Source organism: Liquorilactobacillus sp. (assembly GCF_047719775.1).
Lineage (GTDB): Bacteria > Bacillota > Bacilli > Lactobacillales > Lactobacillaceae > Liquorilactobacillus.
Genome location: NZ_JBDNTS010000012.1, coordinates 1 through 25301, shown reverse-complemented (window position 1 = coordinate 25301; position 25301 = coordinate 1). Strand labels below are relative to the sequence as shown.

General features: G+C 37.6%; 28 protein-coding genes. 25 read left to right on the top strand and 3 right to left on the bottom strand.

The features are described from left to right. Nucleotides 1-36: 36 nt before the first annotated feature. Nucleotides 37-741 carry a type 1 glutamine amidotransferase gene (locus tag ABF682_RS07590; RefSeq protein ID WP_289977250.1) on the bottom strand — a complete coding sequence of 235 codons (705 nt, stop codon included), beginning with the start codon at nucleotides 739-741 and terminating at the stop codon, nucleotides 37-39. After that, entirely contained in the window at nucleotides 741-2090 is a 1350-nt protein-coding gene (locus tag ABF682_RS07585) for a MurT ligase domain-containing protein (RefSeq protein WP_415619434.1), read from the bottom strand. The genes ABF682_RS07590 and ABF682_RS07585 overlap by 1 nt, the downstream gene beginning before the upstream one ends. Before the next feature lie 479 nt (nucleotides 2091-2569). Here ABF682_RS07585 and ABF682_RS07580 point away from each other — a divergent pair, with 479 nt between their 5' ends. The 25 genes from ABF682_RS07580 (at nucleotide 2570) to sufB (ending at nucleotide 24488) form a co-directional block, all read left to right on the top strand. Beyond that, nucleotides 2570-3142 carry a thymidine kinase gene (locus ABF682_RS07580; protein ID WP_289977247.1) on the top strand — a complete coding sequence of 191 codons (573 nt, stop codon included), beginning with the start codon at nucleotides 2570-2572 and terminating at the stop codon, nucleotides 3140-3142. A 45-nt stretch (nucleotides 3143-3187) separates the two neighbouring features. Next, the gene (gene prfA / locus ABF682_RS07575) at nucleotides 3188-4267 is read left to right on the top strand and encodes a peptide chain release factor 1 (RefSeq protein ID WP_415619433.1); all 1080 of its coding nucleotides are present in this window, start codon (nucleotides 3188-3190) and stop codon (nucleotides 4265-4267) included. Next, on the top strand, nucleotides 4264-5100 hold the full coding sequence (gene prmC, locus ABF682_RS07570) for a peptide chain release factor N(5)-glutamine methyltransferase (protein ID WP_415619432.1): 837 nt from the start codon (nucleotides 4264-4266) through the stop codon (nucleotides 5098-5100). Before prfA ends, prmC begins: the two co-directional genes overlap by 4 nt. A gap of 15 nt (nucleotides 5101-5115) precedes the next feature. Further along, complete coding sequence (locus tag ABF682_RS07565) at nucleotides 5116-6129, top strand: L-threonylcarbamoyladenylate synthase (RefSeq protein ID WP_289977244.1); 1014 nt, start codon at nucleotides 5116-5118, stop codon at nucleotides 6127-6129. A gap of 74 nt (nucleotides 6130-6203) precedes the next feature. Continuing rightward, the gene (gene upp, locus ABF682_RS07560; RefSeq protein WP_289977243.1) at nucleotides 6204-6833 is read left to right on the top strand and encodes a uracil phosphoribosyltransferase; all 630 of its coding nucleotides are present in this window, start codon (nucleotides 6204-6206) and stop codon (nucleotides 6831-6833) included. Between the two features lie 605 nt (nucleotides 6834-7438). Then, nucleotides 7439-8152, top strand: coding sequence for a F0F1 ATP synthase subunit A (atpB, locus tag ABF682_RS07555; RefSeq protein ID WP_289977242.1), 714 nt, complete (start codon nucleotides 7439-7441; stop codon nucleotides 8150-8152). A gap of 17 nt (nucleotides 8153-8169) precedes the next feature. Next, nucleotides 8170-8391: a F0F1 ATP synthase subunit C gene (gene atpE / locus ABF682_RS07550; RefSeq protein ID WP_289977241.1), complete on the top strand. Its 222-nt coding sequence runs from the start codon at nucleotides 8170-8172 to the stop codon at nucleotides 8389-8391. Nucleotides 8392-8451: 60 nt separating this feature from the next. Continuing rightward, on the top strand, nucleotides 8452-8979 hold the full coding sequence (atpF, locus tag ABF682_RS07545; protein WP_289977239.1) for a F0F1 ATP synthase subunit B: 528 nt from the start codon (nucleotides 8452-8454) through the stop codon (nucleotides 8977-8979). After that, nucleotides 8966-9508: an ATP synthase F1 subunit delta gene (gene atpH, locus ABF682_RS07540; protein WP_415619431.1), complete on the top strand. Its 543-nt coding sequence runs from the start codon at nucleotides 8966-8968 to the stop codon at nucleotides 9506-9508. The genes atpF and atpH overlap by 14 nt, the downstream gene beginning before the upstream one ends. A 23-nt stretch (nucleotides 9509-9531) precedes the next feature. Further along, complete coding sequence (gene atpA / locus ABF682_RS07535) at nucleotides 9532-11046, top strand: F0F1 ATP synthase subunit alpha (RefSeq protein ID WP_289977237.1); 1515 nt, start codon at nucleotides 9532-9534, stop codon at nucleotides 11044-11046. 18 nt (nucleotides 11047-11064) lie between these two features. After that, a complete protein-coding gene (locus tag ABF682_RS07530; RefSeq protein WP_289977236.1) occupies nucleotides 11065-12015 on the top strand; it encodes a F0F1 ATP synthase subunit gamma in 951 nt (316 codons plus the stop codon). A 24-nt stretch (nucleotides 12016-12039) separates the two neighbouring features. After that, nucleotides 12040-13443 (top strand): F0F1 ATP synthase subunit beta, encoded by a 1404-nt coding sequence (gene atpD, locus ABF682_RS07525; protein WP_289977235.1) that lies wholly within the window; start codon nucleotides 12040-12042, stop codon nucleotides 13441-13443. A gap of 14 nt (nucleotides 13444-13457) precedes the next feature. Beyond that, nucleotides 13458-13883, top strand: a complete 426-nt coding sequence (locus ABF682_RS07520; protein ID WP_289977234.1) for a F0F1 ATP synthase subunit epsilon — start codon at nucleotides 13458-13460, stop codon at nucleotides 13881-13883. 182 nt (nucleotides 13884-14065) lie between these two features. Beyond that, a complete protein-coding gene (locus tag ABF682_RS07515) occupies nucleotides 14066-14302 on the top strand; it encodes a DUF1146 family protein (protein ID WP_289977232.1) in 237 nt (78 codons plus the stop codon). Nucleotides 14303-14336: 34 nt separating this feature from the next. Further along, the gene (murA, locus tag ABF682_RS07510; RefSeq protein ID WP_289977231.1) at nucleotides 14337-15641 is read left to right on the top strand and encodes a UDP-N-acetylglucosamine 1-carboxyvinyltransferase; all 1305 of its coding nucleotides are present in this window, start codon (nucleotides 14337-14339) and stop codon (nucleotides 15639-15641) included. Nucleotides 15642-15804: 163 nt separating this feature from the next. Further along, nucleotides 15805-16791, top strand: coding sequence for a rod shape-determining protein (locus tag ABF682_RS07505; protein ID WP_289977229.1), 987 nt, complete (start codon nucleotides 15805-15807; stop codon nucleotides 16789-16791). 26 nt (nucleotides 16792-16817) lie between these two features. Then, entirely contained in the window at nucleotides 16818-17057 is a 240-nt protein-coding gene (gene yidD / locus ABF682_RS07500) for a membrane protein insertion efficiency factor YidD (protein ID WP_289977228.1), read from the top strand. A gap of 81 nt (nucleotides 17058-17138) precedes the next feature. Further along, nucleotides 17139-17363 (top strand): DUF2969 family protein, encoded by a 225-nt coding sequence (locus ABF682_RS07495; protein WP_289977222.1) that lies wholly within the window; start codon nucleotides 17139-17141, stop codon nucleotides 17361-17363. Between the two features lie 99 nt (nucleotides 17364-17462). Next, a complete protein-coding gene (locus ABF682_RS07490; protein WP_289977707.1) occupies nucleotides 17463-18665 on the top strand; it encodes an FtsW/RodA/SpoVE family cell cycle protein in 1203 nt (400 codons plus the stop codon). A 159-nt stretch (nucleotides 18666-18824) separates the two neighbouring features. Beyond that, nucleotides 18825-19178: an arsenate reductase family protein gene (locus ABF682_RS07485; RefSeq protein ID WP_289977220.1), complete on the top strand. Its 354-nt coding sequence runs from the start codon at nucleotides 18825-18827 to the stop codon at nucleotides 19176-19178. A 123-nt stretch (nucleotides 19179-19301) separates the two neighbouring features. Next, on the top strand, nucleotides 19302-20081 hold the full coding sequence (gene sufC, locus ABF682_RS07480) for a Fe-S cluster assembly ATPase SufC (RefSeq protein WP_289977218.1): 780 nt from the start codon (nucleotides 19302-19304) through the stop codon (nucleotides 20079-20081). A gap of 14 nt (nucleotides 20082-20095) precedes the next feature. After that, nucleotides 20096-21388: a Fe-S cluster assembly protein SufD gene (gene sufD, locus ABF682_RS07475; protein ID WP_289977217.1), complete on the top strand. Its 1293-nt coding sequence runs from the start codon at nucleotides 20096-20098 to the stop codon at nucleotides 21386-21388. Then, nucleotides 21369-22610, top strand: coding sequence for a cysteine desulfurase (locus ABF682_RS07470; RefSeq protein ID WP_289977216.1), 1242 nt, complete (start codon nucleotides 21369-21371; stop codon nucleotides 22608-22610). The genes sufD and ABF682_RS07470 overlap by 20 nt, the downstream gene beginning before the upstream one ends. After that, nucleotides 22597-23073 (top strand): Fe-S cluster assembly sulfur transfer protein SufU, encoded by a 477-nt coding sequence (sufU, locus tag ABF682_RS07465; protein ID WP_289977215.1) that lies wholly within the window; start codon nucleotides 22597-22599, stop codon nucleotides 23071-23073. The genes ABF682_RS07470 and sufU overlap by 14 nt, the downstream gene beginning before the upstream one ends. Before the next feature lie 11 nt (nucleotides 23074-23084). Continuing rightward, nucleotides 23085-24488 carry a Fe-S cluster assembly protein SufB gene (gene sufB / locus ABF682_RS07460; protein ID WP_415619430.1) on the top strand — a complete coding sequence of 468 codons (1404 nt, stop codon included), beginning with the start codon at nucleotides 23085-23087 and terminating at the stop codon, nucleotides 24486-24488. Nucleotides 24489-24755: 267 nt separating this feature from the next. On the opposite strand, the gene ABF682_RS07455 is transcribed toward sufB, so the two are convergent. Then, nucleotides 24756-25097, bottom strand: coding sequence for a ribonuclease G (locus ABF682_RS07455; protein ID WP_289977213.1), 342 nt, complete (start codon nucleotides 25095-25097; stop codon nucleotides 24756-24758). Between the last annotated feature and the right edge of the window lie 204 nt (nucleotides 25098-25301).

Genomic DNA, 25301 nt, shown 5'->3' with positions numbered 1-25301 from the left:
GCACACTAGCAGACTGTTCTACTAAAAAAAGACTAATTAATATGTTGGTCTAATTTCCAACTGTTCCTGTCGGGTAAAGTCAGTAGTAGGGTATTTGCGCCGTAGTGCCAATAATAGGAGCCTCTTGGCCAACTCACCATTACGTGCAAGAATTGGGCCATGAAAATAGGAACAAAAAACATTCTTATAGATGGCTCCTTCTGACTTATCTGCGCCATTATTACCATGGCCACTAATAACTGTGCCAAGCGGTCGTTCGCCCTCGCCTAAGAAAGTCATCCCGTTATGATTTTCAAATCCATGATATTCTTGACCAGTCTCGGAGTTTTTAATGGTAATATCGCCGATAAACCGGTTATTGTCTTGGCTTTTTGTATAGTGAGGAAGAGCATTAATTCCTGCTATTTTTTCACCCTTGGCTGAGATATAGTACTCACCAAGAAGTTGATAGCCGCCACAGATTGCAAGCACTGGGCCATTATCTTCAATAAAGGAAGTCAGGCTTTTCTTTTTATTTTGAATGTCCTTTGAAACGATGACTTGTTCGTAGTCTTGTCCACCACCAAAAAAAGCAAAGTCGAATTTAGATTCTTCAAACTGTTGGTCTAAACTGACGATTTCAGAAGTTAATTCAACATTCATTTGTTTGGCATAATATTCGAGTACGAGAATATTCCCAATGTCGCCGTAGGTATTTAGGAGATCACCGTAGAGATGAGCAACGTTCAGCTTAAAACTCATTATTCCATTCCCTCCTTGATATAGGACTGGCTAGCTAGTAACTTACGTAATTGAAGCATAGCTGTATAGGTTGCTAAAACATAAATTTTATTGGTAGGCATTTTTTTGAGTACCTCTAAAGCTTCGTTCAGATTTTCACGTTCCATAAATTGCTTATCTGAAACACCAGCTACTTTTAAACGAAATGCGATATCGCGATAACGTTCCCCACCAGCAAGTACACTTGGAATATTGTTGAAAGGGAGATTCTCAAAACGGCCATCCCAAATCCAACTTGTATCAATACCATCGGCATAATTTGCATTTAGCAAGACAGCAAGTGAGAAAGGATTTGAATCAGTTTTAATCATTTCAAGTACCTGATCTAAGCCGACAGGATTCTTCACTAATATCAAGGTTATTTTTTTATCATCAACGTTAATAACTTCTTGTCGGCCAAAAATCTTTTCATCATTATCATTTAATGCAGCTGCAATCAAGGGACTGTCAATTTCAAAAAAACGGGCAATGCTATACGCGGCTAAAGCATTATAGATATTATAGGCTCCACCGATATGCAGATTGATTGCGGTATCGTTGACAACAAATTCAGAACTTTGAGGGGTTTGTTGGGTAATTTTAGACACTGAAAACTCCAGTTCTGGTCGTTTAAAATCGCAATTTGAACAGTAGTATTTACCCAAATTTGCATATGAAATCTGTTTATAATGCAAGATGTGCTGACATCTTGGACACAATAAGCCATCGGTATTCGGCAATGCTTGTTGTTCCTTATCTTCTTGCGCGTCAATTCCGTAGTAGATAACCGGATTAGGAAACGTTATGCTGTTGAAAATCGGTGCGTCTCCATTTGCAATAATCGTCGCAGAGGGTTCTAATTTGATTCCTGCAAGAATTTTGGCATAAGTTGTATAAATTTCACCATAACGGTCCATTTGATCACGAAAAATATTGGTTAAAACAAAAACTTTTGGCTTAACATATTTCGTTACAAGCTCTACATTAGCTTCATCTGTTTCAAGTACAGCCAAGTTTTTGCCAGATCTAGTTTTTTGTGAAGTTAAGAAGGCAGTAACTATTCCTTGTTTCATATTAGAGCCGCTTGGATTAGTTAATACTCGCGGATATTTTACTTTTAGTGCTTTAACTGTGAGCGCGGTTGTCAAAGTTTTCCCGTTTGTTCCAGTTATAATAACTGTCTCGTAATTTTTTGCGAGATCTTGCAGTACATCTGGATCAATTGCCAGCGTTATTTTCCCTGGTAATGCGGTACCACCATGTAAAAAGTTATGCAAAAACCAATAGGATGTGCGCCCTGCAGTAATTGCCACTGAACTTTTGAGTGACATTGTATTTCCTCCGTTTCCAAAGCTAAATTTTGATTCAGTTTCTCTATTTATTCCGTATAAACGTGTTTCATAAGTCAAAATTCTCCGTCTAACTTTGAATTACTCATAGCAAAGTGCCTGCTATGTTCGTAATTTCGGGTAAGTACTCAAATTTTCCTGACTTATGGCACACTCCCCGTGTTAATTACTTATAAATGTGTTCAAAGAGTTAATTAATTAGTCCAAATTAAAATTACTTCTAGTAAAAAACACGATACTCATAATTTGAACTGATAATCAAAACTTTCAAACTCATGTCATATTGTCTTTTGTAATCACAAAGAGAATAATAGCACAAAATCTAGAGAAAAGGTTAGTGTACTGCCAGATAAAAAACCATTCTTAATAGAAATACTGAAACATCTGTCATATGAATAGTGAAATCTATAAGAAAATCATATATACTTAATTAGGAAAGTAAAAATTTGGAGTTGATAGTCATGGCACAGTTGTTTTTCCGTTATGGTGCAATGAATAGTGGAAAGAGTATTGAAATATTGAAAGTTGCACATAATTATGAGGAACAAAATAAGGCAGTCATAATTATGACTAGTGCTGTTGATGATCGGGATGAAATTGGATTTATCACAAGCCGGATTGGGTTAAAAAGAAGAGCTACTCCAATTTACGAAGATACAGATGTTTATGAGTTAATTACTAGGATAGACAAGAAAATAGCATGTGTGTTAATTGATGAGGCACAGTTTTTGAGGCAGCACCATATCAAGGAACTTGCTAGGATTGTTGATGAGATAAATATTCCAGTTATGGCTTTTGGATTGAAAAATGATTTTCGTAATGAATTATTTGAAGGCTCGAAATACTTGTTATTATATGCTGATAAGATCGAAGAGATGAAGACAATTTGCTGGTTTTGTGCTAAGAAAGCAATTATGAATCTTAGAGTTCACGATGGACATCCAGTATATAATGGTGAGCAAATCTTGATTGGCGGAAATGAAGCATATTATCCTGTATGTCGTAAGCATTATTTAAGGCCGCCTTTGAATTAATAAATTATAAATATTATAGAAGAAAAGATGGAGGAATGTTTTTAAATGAATGATTTATTTGATCGCTTGCAATCGCTTGAGGATCGCTATGAAGAGTTGGGCGAATTACTATCTGATCCGGATATTATCAGTGATACTAGAAAGTTTACGAGTCTTTCAAAGGAAATGGCTGATTTAAGAGAGACTGTTGAGAAGTATGCTCAGTACAAAGAAGCTGTTCAAACTATCAAAGATGATGAAGAGATGTTAGGTGAGAAACTCGATGACGAGATGGCTTCAATGGTTAAAGAAGAATTAGCGGCAGCAAAGGCTGATAAAGAGGCATTAGAAGCTGAGATTAAGGTCCTATTATTACCTAAGGACCCCAATGATGAAAAAAATATTATTATGGAAATTCGTGGTGCTGCTGGCGGAGATGAAGCTAGTCTTTTTGCAGCTGACTTATTTGGAATGTATTCTAAATTTGTTGAAAAAGAAGGCTGGACAATTGAAGTCTTGGATAAGAATGTCACAGAAGTTGGGGGATTTAAGGAAATCGCATTGCTGATCAATGGTGACAGTGTCTATTCAAAACTAAAATACGAGAATGGGGCCCATCGTGTTCAACGAGTTCCTGTGACAGAATCCGCAGGCCGGGTGCATACTTCAACAGCAACTGTGGTAGTTATGCCTGAAGAAGAGGATGTTGAGATTGATTTGGATCCAAAGGATATCCGTGTAGATGTTTATCGTTCTTCCGGTGCTGGCGGACAACATATCAATAAGACATCTTCAGCCGTTCGAATGACACATTTGCCCACTGGAATTGTTGTGGCAATGCAGGACCAGCGTTCACAACAACAAAACCGTGAAAAAGCAATGAAAATCTTGAAAGCACGTGTATATGATTATTATTCTTCAAAAGAGCAAAGCGAATATGATCAAAATCGTAAGTCAGCCGTGGGAACAGGAGATCGTTCCGAACGAATCAGGACTTACAACTACCCACAAAATCGTGTCACAGATCACCGCATTGGTTTAACACTTAATAAGCTAGATCGTATTATGAATGGCGAGTTGGAAGATGTGATTGATGCATTGATTTTATTTGATCAGACCAAAGCATTGGAGAGTCTGCAAAAATGATTAGCATGAGTTTTTTTGAGGCCCAGAAATGGGCTTTTTCTTTTATAAATAAAGATGATGAAGAGAAAAAGAATGCAATTGGACTACTTCTAATGGATATTAGGGGATGGAATGAGGTACAATTGTTGGAGAATTTGCGGACAAATCTAACTGGTACTGAGTTTGAGCAATTTAAAAAATCAGTAAAAATGTATCAAGCGGATTGGCCGGTGCAATATATTCTAGGACATACGCAGTTTTTTGGACATGCCTTTCAGGTGACGGAAGACACATTGATACCCCGTCCTGAAACAGAAGAACTGGTTGAATGGATAATATTAGATAACCCGTTAGCTGATGCAGCAAAGAAAATAGCTGATATTGGTACCGGGACAGGTGCAATTGGGATATCTTTGCAGCTTGAACGCCCTAATTGGGACGTGACTTTGTCAGATATTTCGGAGAAAACTTTAGCGGTTGCACGGATAAATACAATTAATTTGGGAGCAGATGTTAGGTTTGCAGCGGGGGATTTATTGTCTGTTTTAGACGATAAATACGATTTGATAGTCTCTAATCCACCATATATTGCAACTACTGAAGTGAACTTGATGGACAAATCGGTGCTTAAGTATGAACCTAAAGAAGCATTATTTGCACAAGAAAATGGTTTGTTTTTTTATCGTAAGTTTGCCGAAGAAATTGTGAACTACCTTAAACCAGGTGGAAAGCTTTATTTGGAAATTGGATTTAAGCAAGGGAAACAAGTCGCAAAATTATTCGAGAATATAGGCAGAGTTGAAATTAGACAGGACTTTTATGGAAATGATCGAATGGTAAAAGTAACGATATGATAAGGAGAAGAAAAGATGCTGATTACAAAAATCTATAAGCCAACTGAAGTAAAACAAGCTGCAGATGAATTAAGTAAAGGCGAACTGATTGCATTTCCTACCGAAACGGTTTATGGTCTTGGAGCAGATGCTACGAATGAATTGGCAGTTAAACGAGTTTACTTAGCGAAAGGGCGGCCATCTGATAATCCATTAATAGTTACGGTCTCCTCAATTGAGATGATGGAAAAGTTTGCAAGAGATATTAGCGATGATGCTAGGAAGTTAATTAAAAATTTTTGGCCTGGTTCATTGACATTAGTATTTAATATTAAACCCAATTCTCTTTCAAAAGCAGTTACTGGTGGACTAAAGACCGCTGCTTTTAGAATGCCTCAAAGTGAGGTTACTAGAAAATTAATAGAATTTGCGCGAGTTCCAATTGTGGGACCATCAGCTAATTCATCTGGGAAGCCGAGTCCCACTACTGCAGCACATGTTTATCATGATCTTGAAGGAAGAATTGCGGGAATTGTTGATGATGGGCCAACTCAAGTTGGAGTTGAGTCAACAATTATTGATATGTCGACTGAAAAACCGCTTATCTTGCGTCCAGGTGCAGTTACAGTTGAAGAAATAGAAGATGTTTTGCAGAAACAATTGGGTACAGATCAACATAAGATTGGTGCAGATGAAACTCCCAAAGCTCCAGGAATGAAATACAAGCATTATGCTCCTGACGCACAAGTACTAATAGTTGAGGAAGATAAGTGGAAGGCTGCAATAACATGGGCCAAAGAACAATCTGATCGAATTGGTGTAATGGCTTCACAGGTGCAGAAACAAAACCTTCCAGAAAATTGTGATTTTTTTGATTTAGGAGCTGATATTGAGCAGGCAAGTCATAATCTTTTTGCAGGGTTAAGGTATTTTGATGACCATGAAGATATAAAAAAGATTCTAGTTGCAGGTTTCGCAGAAGAGGGCTTAGGAATTGCCTATATGAATCGCTTGAAAAAAGCTGCAGGAGATCAATTTTTTGTAAATTAATTTAAGATGAAATAAGCTAGCCAAATTACTTTTTTTCCGCTAAAATAGTTAAGAATAAAGAAGGAGTGTCTAGATTGGGAAAATTTGAAGTACTTGATCATCCATTGATCCAACATAAGTTAACAATTATTCGTGATAAGAATTGTGGAACACGCGAATTTCGTGAGGTTGTTAATGAAATTGCTGAGTTGATGGCCTATGAGGTATCAAGAGACATGCCACTTGAAGATGTTCAGGTCGAAACACCGATAACTGTTACAACGAAGAAGAGCCTTACCGGCAAAAAAGTTGTGATTGTACCTATTTTACGTGCGGGGTTAGGAATGGTTGATGGAATTCTTGAGTTGATTCCAGCGGCAAAAGTTGGACATGTAGGAATGTATCGTGACGAGGAAACATTGAAGCCAGTTGAGTATTTCGTCAAGATGCCTGAAAATATGGAGAGTCGTGAGATTTTTGTAGTTGATCCAATGCTTGCAACAGGAGGTTCTGCGATTATGGCTGTTGATGCGTTAAAGAAACGCGGAGCGGTCACAATAAAATTTGTTTGTCTCGTTGCCGCACCTGAAGGAGTCAAGGCTTTACGTGCTGCACATCCCGATATTGATATTTTTGCGGCAGCACTGGATGATCATCTAAATGAAAATGGTTATATTGTTCCCGGTTTAGGTGATGCAGGAGACCGCTTATTTGGTACTAAGTAATTATATTATTTTATTAGAAAAATGATTTTACAATAATGAAGTATGGAGAGGTTGGGTCAAAAGTTACATTTTGATTCAACTTTTTTATTTTATCATTTAAGATTCTTTGTTCAACTTTGAATTATTCATAAGAGAGAGCATATTTTGATTGTAATTTATTTTTGGATTATTATCCAAATTTTACCAACTTATACCAGAATTTTATCATGTTTTTTTGTTGAATGAGAGAAATCACAAGATCATTAATTTATTTGCAAAAAAAAATATATTTATATTGTACACAAGGAAACCTATTTTAGACAGTATCAGTATGGATGACATATTTTTCTTTTAAAAGACCCAAGTACACAAATCATACTTGCCAAGCAGTACACAAATAAGGATGGATGCAGCAAGTGAAATAATAATAATAATAATTATTTAATTATAAAAGATTATTATATCATATAAGAAAGCGCTCTCCAAGTCTTTAAAAACGTTTTGTAATTTTTCTTAAATGGTGGTATCATTTCTTGTGTATTAAAAAGCGCTTGTTATTAGGCTTTTGCACATATTTTTCTAAATTTGATGAGTCATGCCATCAAGAGGAAGAGAGGTGAGACTTGGTGAATGAGGGAGCATATGTTCAAGAAATCTTTGGAATTCCTTTCAACATTAGCAATGATCTGCCGGGTTTACTTGCGGCAATAATCGTGTTTTTTACTATGTTTTGGTTGTCACGCAAAATACGGCTGAAACCTACGGGAAGACAAAACGTTCTTGAATGGATAATCGATTTTACCAACGGTATTATTAAGAGTACAATGCCCAATAAAGAAGGAAGTCAATTTGGACTCCTGATTTTTACATTGTTTTCTTTCATATTTGTGTCGAACCAGTTAGGGTTGATGCTGCAGGTTAATGTAAATAATATAGATTACATTAGAAGTCCAACAGCGGATGCTATGACAACAATGACACTTGCTTTTATGGTTTTGCTTTTTGCACATTTCTTGGGAGTCAAAAAATTTGGCTTTAGAGGGTATATCAAAAATACCTATTTAAGCCCAATTCCTTATTTGCTTCCCATAAGCATACTTGAAGAATTTACAAACTTTCTTACACTGGCCCTTCGATTATACGGTAATATCTATTCTGGTGAGGTTCTGCTGAAGTTGATTTATGAGTTTGGTAAGTCATTTGGGCTGGTATCATTTATTCCAGCTATTCCATTGGAACTTATCTGGCAAGCATTTTCTGTATTTATTGGGAGTATTCAAGCCTATGTGTTTGTAACTTTGACGATGGTTTATATATCTCAAAAAATTGAAAAAGAGTAAACAAGGAGGATTTAACTATGAGTTCATTAGCTTTAATAGGTGCAGGTTTAGCCGCTGCAGGTGCTGCAATTGGTGCTGCGATTGGTAACGGTCTTGTAATTTCTAAAATGATCGAAGGTATGGCGCGTCAACCTGAATTAGAAGGTAAATTACGTACTAATATGTTCATCGGTGTTGGTTTGGTTGAAGCCGTTCCAATTATCGCAATTGTTATTTCATTTCTTTTGTTGGCAAAATAATCTTCTGTTTGAACAGATTTGAATTATTTAAGTTGGCAAAACAGAGGAGGTGTCAATTAAATGGGTACAGATTTTATACTTGGTACTGTTGCAACGTCTGTTAAATGGGGAGATATGTTATTTTATCTAGTCTTGTTTATCGTGTTACTTGCACTGTTGAAACATTTTGCATGGGGTCCTGTCAATGAGATGATGGATAAGCGTGCAAATAAAATTGCAGATGATATCGATTCTGCTGAGGATGCTCGACAAAAGGCTGAGGAACTCGCAGAAAAAAGGCAGAGCGCTCTGAAGGAGTCGCATGTTGAGGCATCACAAATTATTGAGCGTGCAAAGAAAAATGGTGAACAGCAAAAAAATATCATTGTTGAAAATGCTCATAGCGAAGCCCAATCATTTAAGGAAACAGCAAAGCAAGATATTGTACGCGAACGCCAAGATGCTTTAGAAGGCGTCAAGAATGATGTAGCTGAATTGTCACTTGAAATTGCTTCAAAGGTTATCTCGAAGAACTTGCAGCTTGGTGATCAAAAGGCCTTAATTGATTCTTATATCGAAGGGTTGGGGAAGCAAAATGAAGTTAAATAAGACAATGATAGCCCACCGATATGGGAGTGCACTGTTTGAATTGGCACTTGAAAAAGATGAACGTCAAGATCTTAAAACGGAATTGGCAGAACTAAAGCAAGTGCTCGTTGATGAACCTAAAATGATGTTGCTTTTGACTAGCAAGCAAATTGCTAGAACTGATAAGCAAAAGTTTATCAGAACTTTGGGTGATTCAGCTTCCGAGACTTTAAAGAACTTGTTGGATATGTTGTTTGACTATAATCGTATTGGTGATTTGGCTGTCATTATTGATGAATATAATAGATTAAACGATGAATACGAGAAAACAGTCAAAGCAACAGTTACAACGGCTATTCCTTTAGATAGTGAACAAAAGGCTAAATTAGCAGATTCTTTTGCGAGAATTGTTGGTGCAAACAAAGTGATACTGGAAGAGAAAGTTGACTCCGATATTATTGGAGGAGTAATTCTTAGATCGAATGACTATATCTATGATGGTTCTTTAAAGTTAAGATTTGCACAAATCAAAAGAATGCTTTTGAAATGATTATATAAAGAGGTGAAACTTCTATGAGCATTAAGGCTGAGGAAATAAGTGCTCTGATTAAACAGCAATTAGCAAATTATCACGACGAACTCAAAGTTGATGAAGTCGGAACAGTTACATATGTCGGTGATGGGATTGCCCGTGCAACTGGACTTGATAACGCCTTGGCAGGTGAATTACTTGAATTCGCTGATGGAACGTTGGGAATGGCGCAAAACCTTGAGTCAAACGATGTTGGTATCGTTATTCTTGGTTCTTATCAAGGGATTCGTGAAGGTGACAGTGTTAAAAGAACTGGAAGAATTATGGAAGTTCCAGTGGGTGAACAACTGATTGGACGTGTAGTTAATCCTTTGGGTCAAGCAATTGATGGCTTAGGAGAAATTAAAGTCGACAAGACTCGTCCAGTCGAGAAGAAAGCACCTGGTGTTATGCAACGTAAGTCAGTTAGTGAACCGTTGCAAACAGGTATTAAAGCGATTGATGCATTGGTACCTATTGGTCGTGGACAGCGTGAGTTGGTAATTGGTGACCGTAAGACAGGTAAGACTTCTGTTGCGATTGATACGATTATTAATCAAAAAGATCAGAATATGATTTGTGTCTATGTTGCGATTGGTCAAAAAGAGTCAACGGTTAGAAGTCAGGTGGAAACACTTCGTAGCTATGGTGCTATGGAATATACAATTGTTGTTTCTGCTGGTCCCTCATCTCCAGCACCTATATTATGGCTTGCACCATATTCTGGAGCTGCCATGGGTGAAGAATTCATGTACAATGGCAAACATGTTCTAATTATTTATGATGATTTAACAAAGCAAGCGGATGCTTATCGTGAACTTTCCTTGATTTTGAGACGTCCACCTGGTCGTGAAGCTTATCCTGGTGATGTTTTCTACTTGCATTCACGCTTATTGGAACGTGCTGCTAAGTTGAGTGATGAATTGGGTGGTGGTTCAATGACCGCTTTACCATTTATTGAAACAAAAGCGGGTGATGTTTCTGCCTATATTCCTACAAACGTTATTTCAATTACTGATGGTCAGATATTCTTGGATAGTAACAATTTCTATTCAGGTATTCGTCCAGCGATTGATGCTGGGACATCTGTTTCTCGTGTTGGTGGTGCTGCTCAGATTAAGGCAATGAAGAAGGTATCTGGGACCTTACGTCTTGATTTAGCATCATATCGTGAATTGGAATCATTTGCACAATTCGGTTCTGACTTAGATGCTGCTACACAAGCTAAGTTGGGTCGTGGTCGTAGGACTGTTGAAGTCCTGAAGCAACCTTTGCATGAACCATTGGTAGTTGAGAAACAAGTTTTGATTTTGTATGCATTGACACATGGTTTCTTGGATGCTGTCCCAGTTGATGATATTATGCGTTATCAGGGTGAGTTATTCGCTTTCTTTGACAACAACCATAAGGATTTATTGGATTCTATCAAGGAAACGGGTGCTCTGCCAGATACAGACAAACTTGATGAAGGAATTAAAGATTTTGCTAATGGATTTCAAGCAACTGCTGGGAAATAGAAAGGTCGGTGAAGGCTAGTGGGGGCTTCTCTACAAGAAATTAAGCGAAGAATCTCTTCAACTAAAAAGACAGAACAAATCACTGGTGCAATGCAGATGGTTTCGACTGCTAAATTGAGTCAGATTCAACGTCATACGACTAGCTATCAGGTGTATGCTAATAAAATTCGTAGTGTTATCACTCATCTTGCCAAGTCTCATCTTCTTGATGGGGGTGCATCTATTACACCTCGCTCGAAAGAAGCGCGTGAAAATGATGATCAGATTGATGGATTGAGCATGCTTGTTAAACGGCCAGTAAAATGTACAGGGATTGTGGTAATTACTTCTGATCGTGGATTAGTGGGGAGTTACAATAGTAATGTAATCAAACAGACACTGGAATTAATCAGTGGTGGCAACCATTCCACAGAAGATATAGTGATTATTGCGGTTGGCGGTACTGGCGCCGACTTCTTTAAGAAGAGGGGCTACAAAGTTCCCTTTGAATTTCGTGGAGTTAAGGACATTCCAAAATTCAGAGAAACTCATCAATTAGTTAAAAAAATTATTGATATGTATGATGATGAAACCTATGATGAACTATTTGTTTGTTATAATCACTTTGTCAATTCACTGACATCAGAGTTTCGTGCTGAACCAATGTTGCCAATTTCTGCAATGAATGTAGGCAATGATGATTTAACAGAAGACAATGAACAAGGATTTTCGGCTGAATATGAGATGGAACCTTCAGAAGATGCAATTTTAGAAGTAGTATTGCCCCAATATGCAGAAAGTTTAATCTATGGTGCAATTCTTGATGCAAAAACTTCTGAACATGGCTCTAGTTCAATGGCGATGAAGTCTGCAACTGATAATGCAAAGGATATTATTTCCTCATTGGAATTACAGTATAACCGAGCTCGTCAAAGCGCGATTACTACTGAAATTACGGAAATTACAGGCGCACAAGCTGCTCTTGATTAATAAGATGATTGGAGGAATGTTTAAATGAGTTCTGGTAAAGTAGTTCAAGTTATCGGACCTGTTATTGATGTTCAATTTCCTCTTAGCGAAAAATTACCTGATATTAATAATGCGCTGAATGTTGAACGAGCAAACGGCTCAAATCTTGTTGTTGAAGTTGCTCTTGAACTTGGTGATGGAGTAATGCGTACTATAGCGATGGATTCAACAGATGGTGTTCAAAGAAGTGCAAAAGTTGAAGATACTGGTACATCAATTAGTGTTCCAGTAGGTAAGGAAACGTTAGGACGTGTGTTCAATGTTCTAGGTGAATCAATTGATGGTGGTGAAGAATTTGCGGATGATGCAGCTCGTCATCCAATCCATCGTGAAGTACCACCATATGACCAATTGAATACGAAAGTTGAAATTCTTGAAACAGGTATTAAGGTTATTGATTTACTTGCACCTTATATTAAAGGTGGAAAAATCGGATTGTTCGGTGGTGCCGGTGTTGGGAAGACTGTTTTAATTCAGGAACTTATTCACAATATTGCACAAGAACATAACGGTATTTCCGTGTTTACAGGTGTTGGTGAACGAACTCGTGAAGGTAATGACCTTTATTTTGAGATGAAAGAATCAGGTGTCTTGGAGAAAACGGCCATGGTGTTCGGTCAGATGAACGAGCCGCCTGGTGCACGTATGCGTGTTGCTCTGACGGGATTGACGATTGCAGAATATTTCCGTGATACAGAAGGACAAGACGTACTGCTATTTATTGATAATATTTTCCGCTTTACGCAGGCTGGTTCAGAAGTTTCAGCGTTGCTTGGCCGTATTCCGTCAGCCGTTGGGTACCAACCAACGCTTGCTACAGAAATGGGTCAGTTACAAGAACGTATCACATCTACAAAGAAGGGGTCAGTAACGTCTATTCAGGCTGTCTATGTTCCAGCTGATGATTATACTGATCCAGCACCAGCAACAACCTTCGCTCATTTGGATGCTACAACTAACCTTGAACGTAGTCTGACACAGCAAGGTATATATCCTGCCGTTGATCCTTTAGCTTCTACTTCTAGTGCTTTAGCACCAGAAATAGTTGGTGAAGAACATTATAAAATTGCTACTGATGTTCAGCATGTTTTACAGCGTTATCGTGAGCTGCAAGATATCATCTCAATTCTTGGGATGGATGAACTCTCTGATGATGAAAAGGTAATTGTCGCTCGTGCTCGACGTATCCAATTTTTCTTATCACAAAACTTCCATGTTGCAGAACAGTTTACTGGTGTACCAGGCTCTTATGTTCCAGTTAAGGAAACTGTTACAGGTTTCAAGGATATTTTGGAAGGTAAATATGACGATCTTCCTGAAGATGCATTCCGTTCAGTTGGACGCATCGAAGAGGTAGTTGAAAAAGCTAAGAAAATGACTAGCAAATAAAGGGGGTAACTTTGATGGCTGAAGAAGATTTATTGACAGTTAGTGTGGTTACTCCTGATGGCAGTGTCTATGAGAGTCAAACAAGATTAGCAGTTTTTAAGACTATTGCGGGTGAGATTGGTATTTTACCAAATCATATTCCTCTGATCGCTTCTCTAGAAATTGATGAAGTGAGAGTCAAAGTACAAGGTACTGATGACAAGTTTGATGAAATTGCAATCAGTGGAGGCTTTGTCGAGTTCTCTGATAATGTTGCAACAATTGTGGCAAATAGTGCAGAGAAAAAGGAAAATATTGATATGGTTCGTGCTACTAAGGCTCGTGAACGTGCGGAACGTCGTTTAGAAGCTGCAAAGCAAAGTAATGATATTGATACTACTAAGCGTGCTGAGATTGCATTAAGAAGAGCGGTTAATCGTATAAATATTTCAGGACACTAGTAATAACAGTTAAAAAAATATTCATTTTTAATCATTCGATTATTTTATAAATCGGATGATTTTTTTGTGCAGTGCATTAAAAGTAAGAAATGATTAAAATATTACAAACTTATTACATATTTAAAGACTTGTATTTTTTTTTATGATAATATTAGACTGTATCTTTTAGAGGAGTGTGAATAATGAATTATTATGGACTAACTGCATTACTTAACATTTTATGTAACTTTGTGTTTGTTTTTCTTGCGTTTTATTGTGTGCAAGCCTTACGTCTAGATCGTTACATATCCTCACAAAAACAAGGTATGTTCAAAATTCTGATTGTAATGGTATCTATTGCAATTGGATACATGTGCAGTTCATTTTTCTTGGACTTCATAAATAATGTACGCAATTTGTCTTATTTATTTCAAAAATAAAAAATACTTATTATGATAACTTGGAGGAATCATTTTGGAAAAAATAATCGTTCATGGCGGTAACCAGCTTGTCGGCAGTGTTGAAATTGAGGGAGCAAAGAATGCTGTTTTACCAATTTTGGCAGCGAGTTTATTAGCAAAAGAAGGAACAATGCAGTTGGATAGTGTACCGGTCTTATCCGATGTTTATATGATGAATAATGTGTTACGTTTTTTAAATGTTAAAGTTGAAATGGACGAAGTTAACAAGACTGTGTCATTGGATGCTACTTCAGAGTTATCATATGAAGCACCTTTTAAATATGTTTCCAAAATGCGTGCTTCCATAGTAGTTTTTGGTCCGTTATTGGCACGCTTAGGACATGCTAAAGTTGCAATGCCTGGAGGATGTGCAATTGGCTCAAGACCAATTGATCTGCATCTAAAGGGACTTGAAGCGATGGGTGCCATAGTTGAACATCACGATGGTTATATTGAGGCTACAACTGATGGACTTGTTGGTGCAGACATCTATTTGGACTTTCCAAGTGTTGGTGCAACAGAGAACATCATGATGGCAGCTACCCTTGCTAAAGGGACGACTATTATTGAAAATGTTGCGCGTGAACCTGAAATCGTTGACCTAGCAAATGTTTTAAATAAAATGGGTGCAAGTGTCAGCGGTGCAGGAACTGAACGATTGAAAATTGTTGGTGTGAATGAGTTACATGGCACCGATCATACAATTGTGCAAGATAGAATTGAAGCTGGCACATTTATGGTGGCAGCTGCTGTTACTAATGGGAATGTCTTAGTTAAGAACGCAATTGCAGAACATAACCGCCCGTTAATTTCTAAACTGGAAGAGATGGGGGTTTCTGTAACTGAAGAGGATGAGGGAATTCGAGTAATCGGAACGACACAGTTGAACCCTGTAGCGGTTAAAACATTACCTCATCCTGGCTTTCCAACAGATATGCAACCACAGATATCTATTTTGCAACTATTGGCAAAGGGCGAGAGTGTTGTAACGGAAACGGTATTTGAGAATCGTTTCATGCACTTTGATGAATTAAGAAGAATGAATGCTGATGTTAGAGTTGAAGGCCGTTCTGCAATTCTTCATGGCCCAACAAAGTTACACGGTGCTGAGGTAGCGGCAACTGACTTGCGCGCTGCTGCAGCTTTAGTTTTAGCGGGCCTGGCTGCAGAAGGTTACACTCAAGTGACACATCTGAAGTACCTTGATCGTGGGTACTATCATTTTCATCAGAAACTTGCAGCTTTAGGAGCTGAAATTACAAGGATCAATGAAGAAAACTTGAATGAGGTTAAAAGCAGAATAATTTCAAAGCCTTAATAATTAAGTATCTCTAAAGTCATCGCTTAATCCTAAATTTGTTATAATTCAATATTTTTGTGGGGGATTGTTTGTGATATAATGTAGTAGGTTTTTTGTAGAACAATCAGAATTGTTCTTATTTTTAAAATACTACATATAAATTTATTAAAGGAGAATAGCTATGGCTAAAGATATTGGTATTGATTTGGGAACTGCTAATGTTTTAATTAATTTAAAAGGCAAGGGGATTGTCTTGAATGAACCATCAGTAGTTGCAATCGATACTCACACAGGGAGGGTATTAGCCGTTGGTTCAGAAGCCTACAAGATGGTCGGGCGGACTCCAAATAATATTCGAGCAATTCGTCCATTGAAGGATGGAGTAATCGCTGATTTTGATATAACTGAACAAATGCTCTCATATTTTATTAAGAAACTTAATGTTAAAGGATTTATGTCTAAACCTAATATTTTAATTTGTTGTCCAACTAATACAACTTCTATTGAACGTAAAGCAATTAGACAAGCTGCGGAAAAATCTGGCGGTGGAAATGTCTTTCTTGAAGAAGAACCTAAGGTTGCCGCAATTGGTGCTGGCTTGGATATTTTCCAACCACATGGCAGTATGGTAATCGATATTGGTGGGGGAACTAGTGATATCGCAGTTCTCTCTCTGGGTGATATTGTTGTCAGCCGCTCGCTAAGAGTAGCAGGTGATCGTTTGAATACCGACATTATGACGTATACACGCAAAACAAAAGGTTTACAAATTGGTGAACGAACTGCTGAAAAAATTAAAATTGAAATTGGGACGGTTTTGGCTGATCATCGTGGTGAACAGATGGAAGTTCGGGGACGTGATGTTGTGAATGGATTGCCACGAACGATTACACTTTCCTCTAATCAGATTGAGAGTGCATTACATGAAACAATGATGTCAGTTATTGATGCCGCTAAAGATGTCTTAGAACAGACACCACCTGAATTGTCTGCAGATATTATTGATCGTGGAATCGTTTTAACTGGTGGTGGTGCATTGCTTAATGGAATTGATCAATTATTTTCACAGTATTTAAAAGTTCCAGTGATGGTTGCTGAATCGCCTTTGGATGATGTTGCAATGGGAACGGGATTCTTATTAGAACATTTAGAAAAAAGCAAGAAATAATTATAAAATAAGGGGGAGAATTCTTGATGAAACGACTGTTGATTTTACTCGTACGTGGATATCAAAAAGGGATTTCCCCCTTTTTTCCACCAAGTTGTCGGTATTATCCAACTTGTTCTACTTATATGATTCAAGCTTTGGAGAAACATGGTGTCGTTAAGGGACTGTTAATGGGAATTTTCAGGATTTTAAGGTGCCATCCTCTAGTACAGGGCGGTTATGATCCGGTTCCTCAAAAATTCAATTTAAGGCGTAATAACAGATAACAGTGCACAACAAGTCAAAATTAAAAAAAGTCTTTGTGAGTTATTAGAATATTTAGATAATTCTCACATGGGAGGAAAATAGTGTCACATAAAGAGAAGAATATCGAGATTAAAGAAGAAGAAAAGATGGTAAATGGTGAGTCTGAAATCATATTGACAATAGGTTCAGTAACCATAGGTAGTGTCAGAGTTTCAAAAAGGGGCTTTGTAGCGTTGCTTCCAAATGGTGAAACTTTCAAGACTAGTTCACATGACGAAGCGGTCAACCTGTTGATCCGCGACTATCATCTTCATCATGCGAGTTAGATAGAATTTCTGTAAATCCGGTAGATATGGATACTCATACTAGCGGTTTTATTATTTAAGTATATCTGTTTAAGTTCGCAGGTATTATAAGGAGGAGCTATATTGGCTGAAGGACAATTAACGAGGGCGGACAATAAAGATGTTCGGATTGACTACGGTATCATCTTTTCAGTTCTTGTGTTAGCTGTGATTGGGATAGCATCAATATATGTTGCTGCGAGTCACGATACAAGTACATCTAGCATTACCAAGATGATACTGACACAGGTAGCGTGGTATATAGTTGGAACTATCGCAATTGTAATTATTATGCAGTTTGATGCGGAACAGCTGTGGAAGTTGGCTCCGATTGCATACGGGGTTGGGATATTTCTTTTAGTAACGGTTTTATTTTTATACAGCAGATATTACTTCGCTAAGACTGGCGCTAAGAGTTGGTTTGCAATTGGAAGTTTGACTTTTCAACCTTCTGAAGTCATGAAACCTGCGTATATTATGATGTTAGGACGAGTTGTTGCGCAGCACAATAATGAATATATTGAACACACTCCTAGTAATGACTGGAAACTGTTATTCAAGATGCTTGGCTGGACATTCCCGATAGCTGTTTTACTTAAGTTACAAAATGATTTTGGGACGATGCTTGTTTTCTTCGCCATTTTCGGGGGTGTTGTGATTGTTTCAGGGATAACATGGAAGATTATTGCGCCAATTACGGTTGCTGGTGGGATTTTAGGTACTACAGCCATTTCCTTAGTAATATATGGAAGAAGTATTCTTGAACAAATTGGTTTCAAGACATATCAATTTGATCGAATTGAGGCGTGGTTGGATCCTTCAGCTAATACGTCTTCAACAAGTTATCAGTTATGGCAGAGTATGAAGGCAATTGGGTCTGGTAAGCTGCTGGGCAAGGGTTTTAATGTTTCAAATGTATATGTACCAGTACGTGAATCTGATATGATTTTTTCGGTTATCGGAGAGAATTTTGGTTTTATTGGTGGCTGTGTCTTGATATTTTTATATCTATTATTGATTTTCCAAATGATTCAAGTCACTTTTGATACTAAGAACGAGTTTTATGCATATATTTCCACTGGGGTAATTATGATGGTACTTTTCCATGTATTTGAAAATATTGGGATGAGCATCGGGTTACTGCCACTGACAGGTATTCCGTTACCCTTTATAAGTCAAGGTGGGTCCTCACTAATTGGAAATATGATTGGGATTGGGCTAATAATGTCAATGAGGTATCATAATAAGAGTTACATGTTTAGTAATAGCAAAGATTTTCATTAATACTTGTTTTAAAGAGGATTGTAACCGCAAAGTTGCATTCTTTTTTTATGTTTATTTTTTATAAAGCGAGCAGTGCTAGTCGTTTTAGCTCACACTTCTTTGTCACAAATTATGTCTTGTACTATAATGAATTCTAGTATAAAAAAGGAGTTGACCTGGTTGAAGAAAATGTATTGTTATAGTCGTTGTAGTACTTGTGCTAAAGCACGAAAATGGTTAGACGAGGAAAATGTATCTTATAATGTAGTTGATATTGTGGGAACTCCGCCAACTAAAGAGGAATTATTGGCATTGATTAAGCAGGGGAATCATCCAATCAAATATTTCTTTAATACGAGTGGAATTAAGTACCGTGAATTACAATTGAAGGACAAGGTTCCTTCAATGACTGATGAAGAAGCAAGCGAAATTCTAGCCAGTGATGGTAAATTAATCAAGAGACCGTTGATGATCGAGGGGGACCACTTTACTTGTGGGTTCAAACCAGATGTGTATAAAGAAGAGTGGCTTTAAATGATGAGATATTGGCTTATTATATTTAGTTATTGTTAGTTGCAAATTTAATGAATTTTCTAATTGAAAACGATTCGCAATTAAGCTAAAATTAAGGCGTGTTCTAAATTGGAGGAGTTAATGATGTCGATACTTGAAATAAAAGACCTACATGTTTCAATTGAAGGTAAAAACATACTAAAAGGTGTCAATTTGACGATGAAAACCGGTGAAATTCATGCAATCATGGGACCCAATGGAACTGGGAAATCAACTTTGTCGGAAGCAATTATGGGGCATCCAGCCTATAAGGTAACTCAAGGAGAAGTCTTGCTTAATGGTGAGAATATTCTTAATCTGCCGGTTGATGAGCGTGCTCGTGCAGGTCTATTCTTGGCGATGCAGTATCCAGCTGAGATTCCTGGAGTGACAAATGCAGAATTCATTCGTGGTGCAATTAATGCGCGTCGACCTGAAGATGATGCAATTTCAGTTAGAAATTTTTTGAAACAATTAGATGAGACGATGTCAGTGTTAGATATGACTGAAGAAATGGCGGAGAGATACCTTAACGAGGGCTTTTCTGGTGGTGAGAAAAAGCGTAACGAAATTTTGCAATTGATGATGATTAAACCAAAGTTTGCGATTCTAGATGAAATTGATTCTGGTTTGGACATTGATGCATTAAAGGTTGTTTCACGCGGTGTTAACAAAATGAGGGGACCAGAATTTGGTTCACTAATCATTACGCATTATCAACGTCTCTTGAATTATATTGTGCCTGACGTTGTGCATGTGATGATGGGCGGTCGCATTGTAAAGCAAGGTGGACCAGAGCTTGCTAAACGATTGGAAGATGAAGGTTACGCAGGGATAAGAGATGAGCTTGGATTAGATATTAAGCTTGTTGACGAAGATGCGTAGGGATGAGGTGAATTATGACGGTTGAATTTGAGAGTTATCCTGAAATCAAAGACTATGCAAAGAGTGTAGCTGAGCCAAAATGGTTTACTGAAATGAGAATTAAGGCACTTGAAGCCCAACCAATGTTGAAATTACCGAATTTTGAGAAGATCAGATATCAGCGTTGGCCGATTCAGTTAAAAAGGGTATTAAAAAAACATTTCTCAGATAGTAAACTTCTAGCAGAACTAAACATTGAAGAAACAAAACACCTGATTGTACAGCTAGGACAAGATACTGTGCGAGCTACCGGATTATCTGAATTAGAAGAACAAGGTGTGATTATTTGTGATTGGCAGACCGCGTTAGAACAACATAGTGATTTGGTCAAAAAATATTTTATGCAAAAGGCTGTAAAGTATAACGAGGATTTATTAACTGCACAACATGTTGCAAATTTGACAAGCGGGTTATTTGTTTATATTCCTAAGAATACAGTTGTGAAAGAACCGCTAACGACTTATTTTGTGCAGGATGCAACTGCAAAAACGGATTATGTACATCATGTAATAATTGTTGCTGAAAGAAACAGTGAATTCTCGTATCTTGAAAATTTGACAACTATTGGTAGTGAGGAAACTACCGCAAATATTATTGTTGAAGTCATTGCAGAAGCTGATAGTCATGTGAAATTTGCGAGTGTTGACCGTTTAGGTGCTAACACAACTACTTATCTCAACCGTAGAGGTCATCTTGAAGATAACGCCAAGATTGATTGGTCAATGGGGATGATGAACGATGGAAATATTGTAGGCGACTTTGATTCTGATCTTGTGGGAAATGGTTCTCACTCGGAAGTTAAAGTCGTTGCAATTTCAACTGGTAAGCAAGTACAAGGAATCGATACACGCGTTACGAATATGGGAAGACATACAATCGGACATATTTTGCAGCATGGTGTGATTCTATCACGCTCAACACTGACATTTAACGGGATTGGACATATCATCAAGGGTGCGAAGGGATCGGATGCACAACAAGAGAGCCGTGTTTTGATGTTGTCAACAAAGGCAAAAGGCGATGCTAATCCAATCCTGTTAATTGATGATAATGATGTAACTGCTGGTCATGCGGCTAGTGTAGGGCGTGTCAATCAGGAACAATTGTATTACTTAATGAGTCGCGGTCTCCCTAAAAAAATTGCAGAACGTCTTGTTATTCGTGGCTTTCTGGGCCCTGTATTGGCAGCTATTCCATCAAAGGCGATTGAAGAGCAATTAAGGGTAACTATCGAAAGGAAGCTTGTCGATGGTCAAAAAGATGAATAAACAACTTATTGAAGATTTTCCAATACTTGATCAAAAGGTAAATGATGAACGGTTAGTATATCTTGATAACGCGGCGACAACACAAAAACCACGCGCAGTAATTGAAGCAGTGGCTAATTATTATTATCATGATAATGCTAATGTTCATCGTGGAGTTCATACTCTTGCAGAACGTGCAACAGCACAGTTTGAAGGTGTACGTAAGAAAGTTGCACATTTCATAAATGCTCCTAGCGAGCAGGAGATTATTTATACGAAAGGAACCACAGAAGCTTTGAACTGGGTAGCTGCAAGTTATGGTAGAACTTTTGTGAAGCCTGGTGACGAGATTGTTATTTCATATATGGAGCACCATAGCAATTTGGTTCCATGGCAGATTCTTGCTAAGAAAAATGGTGCAACTTTGAAATATATTGATTTACTTTCCGATGGACAATTAGATATCGAAAGTGCCAAAAAGCAGATTACGGATAAAACTGCGATTGTGTCAGTGGCGCATGCTTCAAATGTTCTTGGAGTTATTAATCCTGTGGCAGAACTCGCTAAAATTGCGCACAAGCATGGAGCAATTATGGTGGTTGACGGTGCACAATCTACGCCACATATGAAAATTGATGTACAGGCTTTAGACATTGATTTCTTCGCCTTTTCTGGGCACAAGCTCATGGCTCCAACTGGAATAGGAATTCTTTGGGGTAAAAGTGAGTTATTAGAGCAGATGCCACCACTTGAATTTGGTGGCGAGATGATTGATTGGGTACAGTTGCAGGAGACTACTTTTAAAAAGGCACCGTGGAAATTTGAAGGTGGTACGCAAAATATTGCAGGGGTTGTTGGTCTGGGAGCAGCAATTGACTATCTTGAAAGTATAGGGATGGAAAAAATTGAAAGCTATGAGAAATCCTTGATTGCAAGCATTTTACCAGAATTGTTAAAGATTACTGGATTAGAAATTTACGGACCATTAGATCCTGCAAAACGTACAGGAATTATTTCTTTTAATCTCAAGGGATTGCATCCGCATGATGTCGCAACTGCTTTGGATATGGAAGGAGTTGCAATCAGAGCAGGTCATCATTGTGCACAGCCATTGATGGAATACTTGAATGTTGCAGCAACGGCACGTGCCAGTTTCTATCTCTATAATACGATTGAAGATGGGCAACGTTTGGTAGAAGCAATCAGGGCAACAAAGGAGTTCTTTAAAAATGGGATTGTCTAGATTGGATAATTTGTATCGTCAGATGATTTTAGAACATGCAGCGCATCCGCATCATCATGGAACGCTTGAAAATGCTGAACATCAACTTGAGTTGCGTAATCCAACTTGTGGAGATGTTTTGACTGTACAAGTTGCAATGAAGGAAGATAAGGTGTCTGATGTGGCATTTTCAGGATCTGGGTGTACAATAAGTCAAGCCTCCGCGAGTATGATGACTGATGAGGTAATTGGCAAGACACCTGCACAAATTGAACAGATGGTAATGACATTTTCGAAGATGGTTACAGGGGATTCAAAGGATAATATTGATGATATTCTGGGAGATGCAGCAATTCTTGAAGGAGTTGCACAATTTCCTGCAAGAATAAAGTGTGCAATGTTAGCTTGGAAGGCAATCTATCAAGTAATCGAAAATAGTAATGATGAATCATCTATTGGTTTGATGCGACACGATGAGTTATAGGAGGAAATTATATGACAGATGCAAGTATGCTTGGTCTGGGCGGAGAATATAAATATGGTTTTAAGGACGATATCCAGCCTATTTTGACGACTGGTGAGGGTCTTAGTGAAGAGATTGTGCGTCAAATTTCAGCAGCCAAGAATGAACCAGATTGGATGCTTGATTTTCGTTTGAAATCATTTAGACGCTATGAACAGATGGAAATGCCTGATTTTGGACCGGATTTATCTGTTCTTAATTTAGAGCATATTAATTATTTTCGGCGTGATAGTAATGGAATTGCTCGTAACTGGGAAGATGTTCCAGAAGATATCAAGAAGACTTTTGATCGCTTAGGTGTACCTGAGGCAGAACGTAAGTATCTAGCTGGTTCTTCTGCACAATATGAGTCTGAAGTGGTCTATCATAATATGCGTGACGATTTTGAAAAATTAGGAATTGTCTTCATGGACACGGATTCAGCTGTACAGCAGTATCCAGAATTAGTAAAGAAGTATTTTGGCAAGTTGATACCACCTTCTGATAATAAATTTGCTGCATTGAATTCCGCAGTTTGGTCAGGGGGAACATTTATTTATGTACCAAAGGGAGTTAGAACAGAGGTGCCAATTCAGAGTTATTTCCGCATTAATGCAGGAAATAGTGGGCAGTTTGAGCGGACATTGATTATTGTTGATGAGGGTGCAAGTGTTAACTATGTTGAAGGATGTACAGCACCTAACTATTCTGAAGATAGCTTGCACGCGGCAGTCGTCGAGGTTAACGTATTGAAGGATGCTTATTGTCGTTATACCACAATTCAAAATTGGTCGGATAATGTTTATAGCTTGGAAACAAAACGTGCCCAAGCTCTTGAGAATGGCACGATGGAATGGGTTGACGGCAATCTGGGCTCCAAGGTTACAATGAAATATCCAAGTGTATATCTAAATGCTGAAGGTGCAAGAGGAACAATGCTTTCAATCGCATTTGCGGGTAAGAATATTGTTTCTGATACCGGGGCGCGGATGATTCACAATGCTAAGAACACATCGAGTTCAATTGTTTCTAAGTCTTTGTGTAAAGATGGTGGACGTGTGGATTATCGTGGTAAGGTTCGCTTCGGTCGTGCTAGTGATGGATCGTTCTCACATGTTGAATGTGATACTATTATCCTTGATGATAAGAGTGCTAGCGATACTATCCCCTTCAATGAAATCAAAAATGGAAATGTTTCAATGGAACACGAGGCAAAAGTTTCTAAGATTTCGGAAGAACAACTTTATTATTTAATGAGTCGTGGAATTACTGAAGAGAAAGCAACTGAAATGATTATTATGGGATTTGTGGAACCCTTTACTAAGGAGCTGCCGATGGAGTACGCAGTTGAGCTTAACAGGCTGATTGAGTATCAAATGGAAGGGTCTGTTGGGTAAAATCCATAAAATAGGGCTGGGTCAAAAGTTAACTTTTGACCCAGCCCTATTTATTTTGTTCCTCATAAATATGTTCCATAAATCAAAATTCTCCGTCTAATTTAGCGTTAGTACTCAAATTTTCCTGACTTATGTGACAACTCCATTTTATTTCTCTTTAGTTTATGGATTAACAACTATTTTACCAATTTATATTCGTATATCTATACGAAATCAAGCAGGTGCTAGTTTAAAGTTTTGATAATTTATTGTCATGAAATTAAAGCTTTAGTCTGAGTAGGAATTATACATGCTTGAAAAAAGTGCAGCAAAAAATAGGAAATATAAGATAATAACAACAATAGCTATTATAAATTGAATAAGTCCAGCGCGATTCCATGTGGACTGTACAGCTTTGAATGTTTCTATGTCTTTATAATTACCTTTTTGCCATGCCCATTCATTACCCTTAAAACCACATACAAAAATCCAAATAATATTGAAAAGTGGAATTAAACATAAAAGAGGAAGATATGTTTTGTTACCAATTCCCCAAAAAATGTTATACATAAAAGCTCCCCAATTCCAGCCTCTAACCCCTGATGGTACAACTTTATCATTTTCTTGCATAAATAAATGCCTCCCAAATAAATTCAGCTTTTAAAGTCTTCAGTTTTTGGACCTCGGTTACTAACGTTGTGAGAATAATTGTTTTAAGAGGTACACTTTCTTTTTTTAATCTTTATAACCTACTAATTTACAAAATAATTTTAACATACTTTGGTCCCCTGTCAATAAAATAGACAATTTAAATAGAGACTTTTTTGTCCTATG

Coding starts and splice junctions, on each gene's coding strand:
- ABF682_RS07590 (WP_289977250.1), bottom strand. CDS start 741: ATGAGTTTTAAGCTGAACGTTGCTCATCTCTACGGTGATCTCCTAAAT.
- ABF682_RS07585 (WP_415619434.1), bottom strand. CDS start 2,090: ATGTCACTCAAAAGTTCAGTGGCAATTACTGCAGGGCGCACATCCTAT.
- ABF682_RS07580 (WP_289977247.1), top strand. CDS start 2,570: ATGGCACAGTTGTTTTTCCGTTATGGTGCAATGAATAGTGGAAAGAGT.
- prfA (WP_415619433.1), top strand. CDS start 3,188: ATGAATGATTTATTTGATCGCTTGCAATCGCTTGAGGATCGCTATGAA.
- prmC (WP_415619432.1), top strand. CDS start 4,264: ATGATTAGCATGAGTTTTTTTGAGGCCCAGAAATGGGCTTTTTCTTTT.
- ABF682_RS07565 (WP_289977244.1), top strand. CDS start 5,116: ATGCTGATTACAAAAATCTATAAGCCAACTGAAGTAAAACAAGCTGCA.
- atpE (WP_289977241.1), top strand. CDS start 8,170: ATGAGTTCATTAGCTTTAATAGGTGCAGGTTTAGCCGCTGCAGGTGCT.
- atpF (WP_289977239.1), top strand. CDS start 8,452: ATGGGTACAGATTTTATACTTGGTACTGTTGCAACGTCTGTTAAATGG.
- atpH (WP_415619431.1), top strand. CDS start 8,966: ATGAAGTTAAATAAGACAATGATAGCCCACCGATATGGGAGTGCACTG.
- atpA (WP_289977237.1), top strand. CDS start 9,532: ATGAGCATTAAGGCTGAGGAAATAAGTGCTCTGATTAAACAGCAATTA.
- atpD (WP_289977235.1), top strand. CDS start 12,040: ATGAGTTCTGGTAAAGTAGTTCAAGTTATCGGACCTGTTATTGATGTT.
- ABF682_RS07520 (WP_289977234.1), top strand. CDS start 13,458: ATGGCTGAAGAAGATTTATTGACAGTTAGTGTGGTTACTCCTGATGGC.
- ABF682_RS07515 (WP_289977232.1), top strand. CDS start 14,066: ATGAATTATTATGGACTAACTGCATTACTTAACATTTTATGTAACTTT.
- ABF682_RS07505 (WP_289977229.1), top strand. CDS start 15,805: ATGGCTAAAGATATTGGTATTGATTTGGGAACTGCTAATGTTTTAATT.
- yidD (WP_289977228.1), top strand. CDS start 16,818: ATGAAACGACTGTTGATTTTACTCGTACGTGGATATCAAAAAGGGATT.
- sufC (WP_289977218.1), top strand. CDS start 19,302: ATGTCGATACTTGAAATAAAAGACCTACATGTTTCAATTGAAGGTAAA.
- sufD (WP_289977217.1), top strand. CDS start 20,096: ATGACGGTTGAATTTGAGAGTTATCCTGAAATCAAAGACTATGCAAAG.
- ABF682_RS07470 (WP_289977216.1), top strand. CDS start 21,369: ATGGTCAAAAAGATGAATAAACAACTTATTGAAGATTTTCCAATACTT.
- sufU (WP_289977215.1), top strand. CDS start 22,597: ATGGGATTGTCTAGATTGGATAATTTGTATCGTCAGATGATTTTAGAA.
- sufB (WP_415619430.1), top strand. CDS start 23,085: ATGACAGATGCAAGTATGCTTGGTCTGGGCGGAGAATATAAATATGGT.
- ABF682_RS07455 (WP_289977213.1), bottom strand. CDS start 25,097: ATGCAAGAAAATGATAAAGTTGTACCATCAGGGGTTAGAGGCTGGAAT.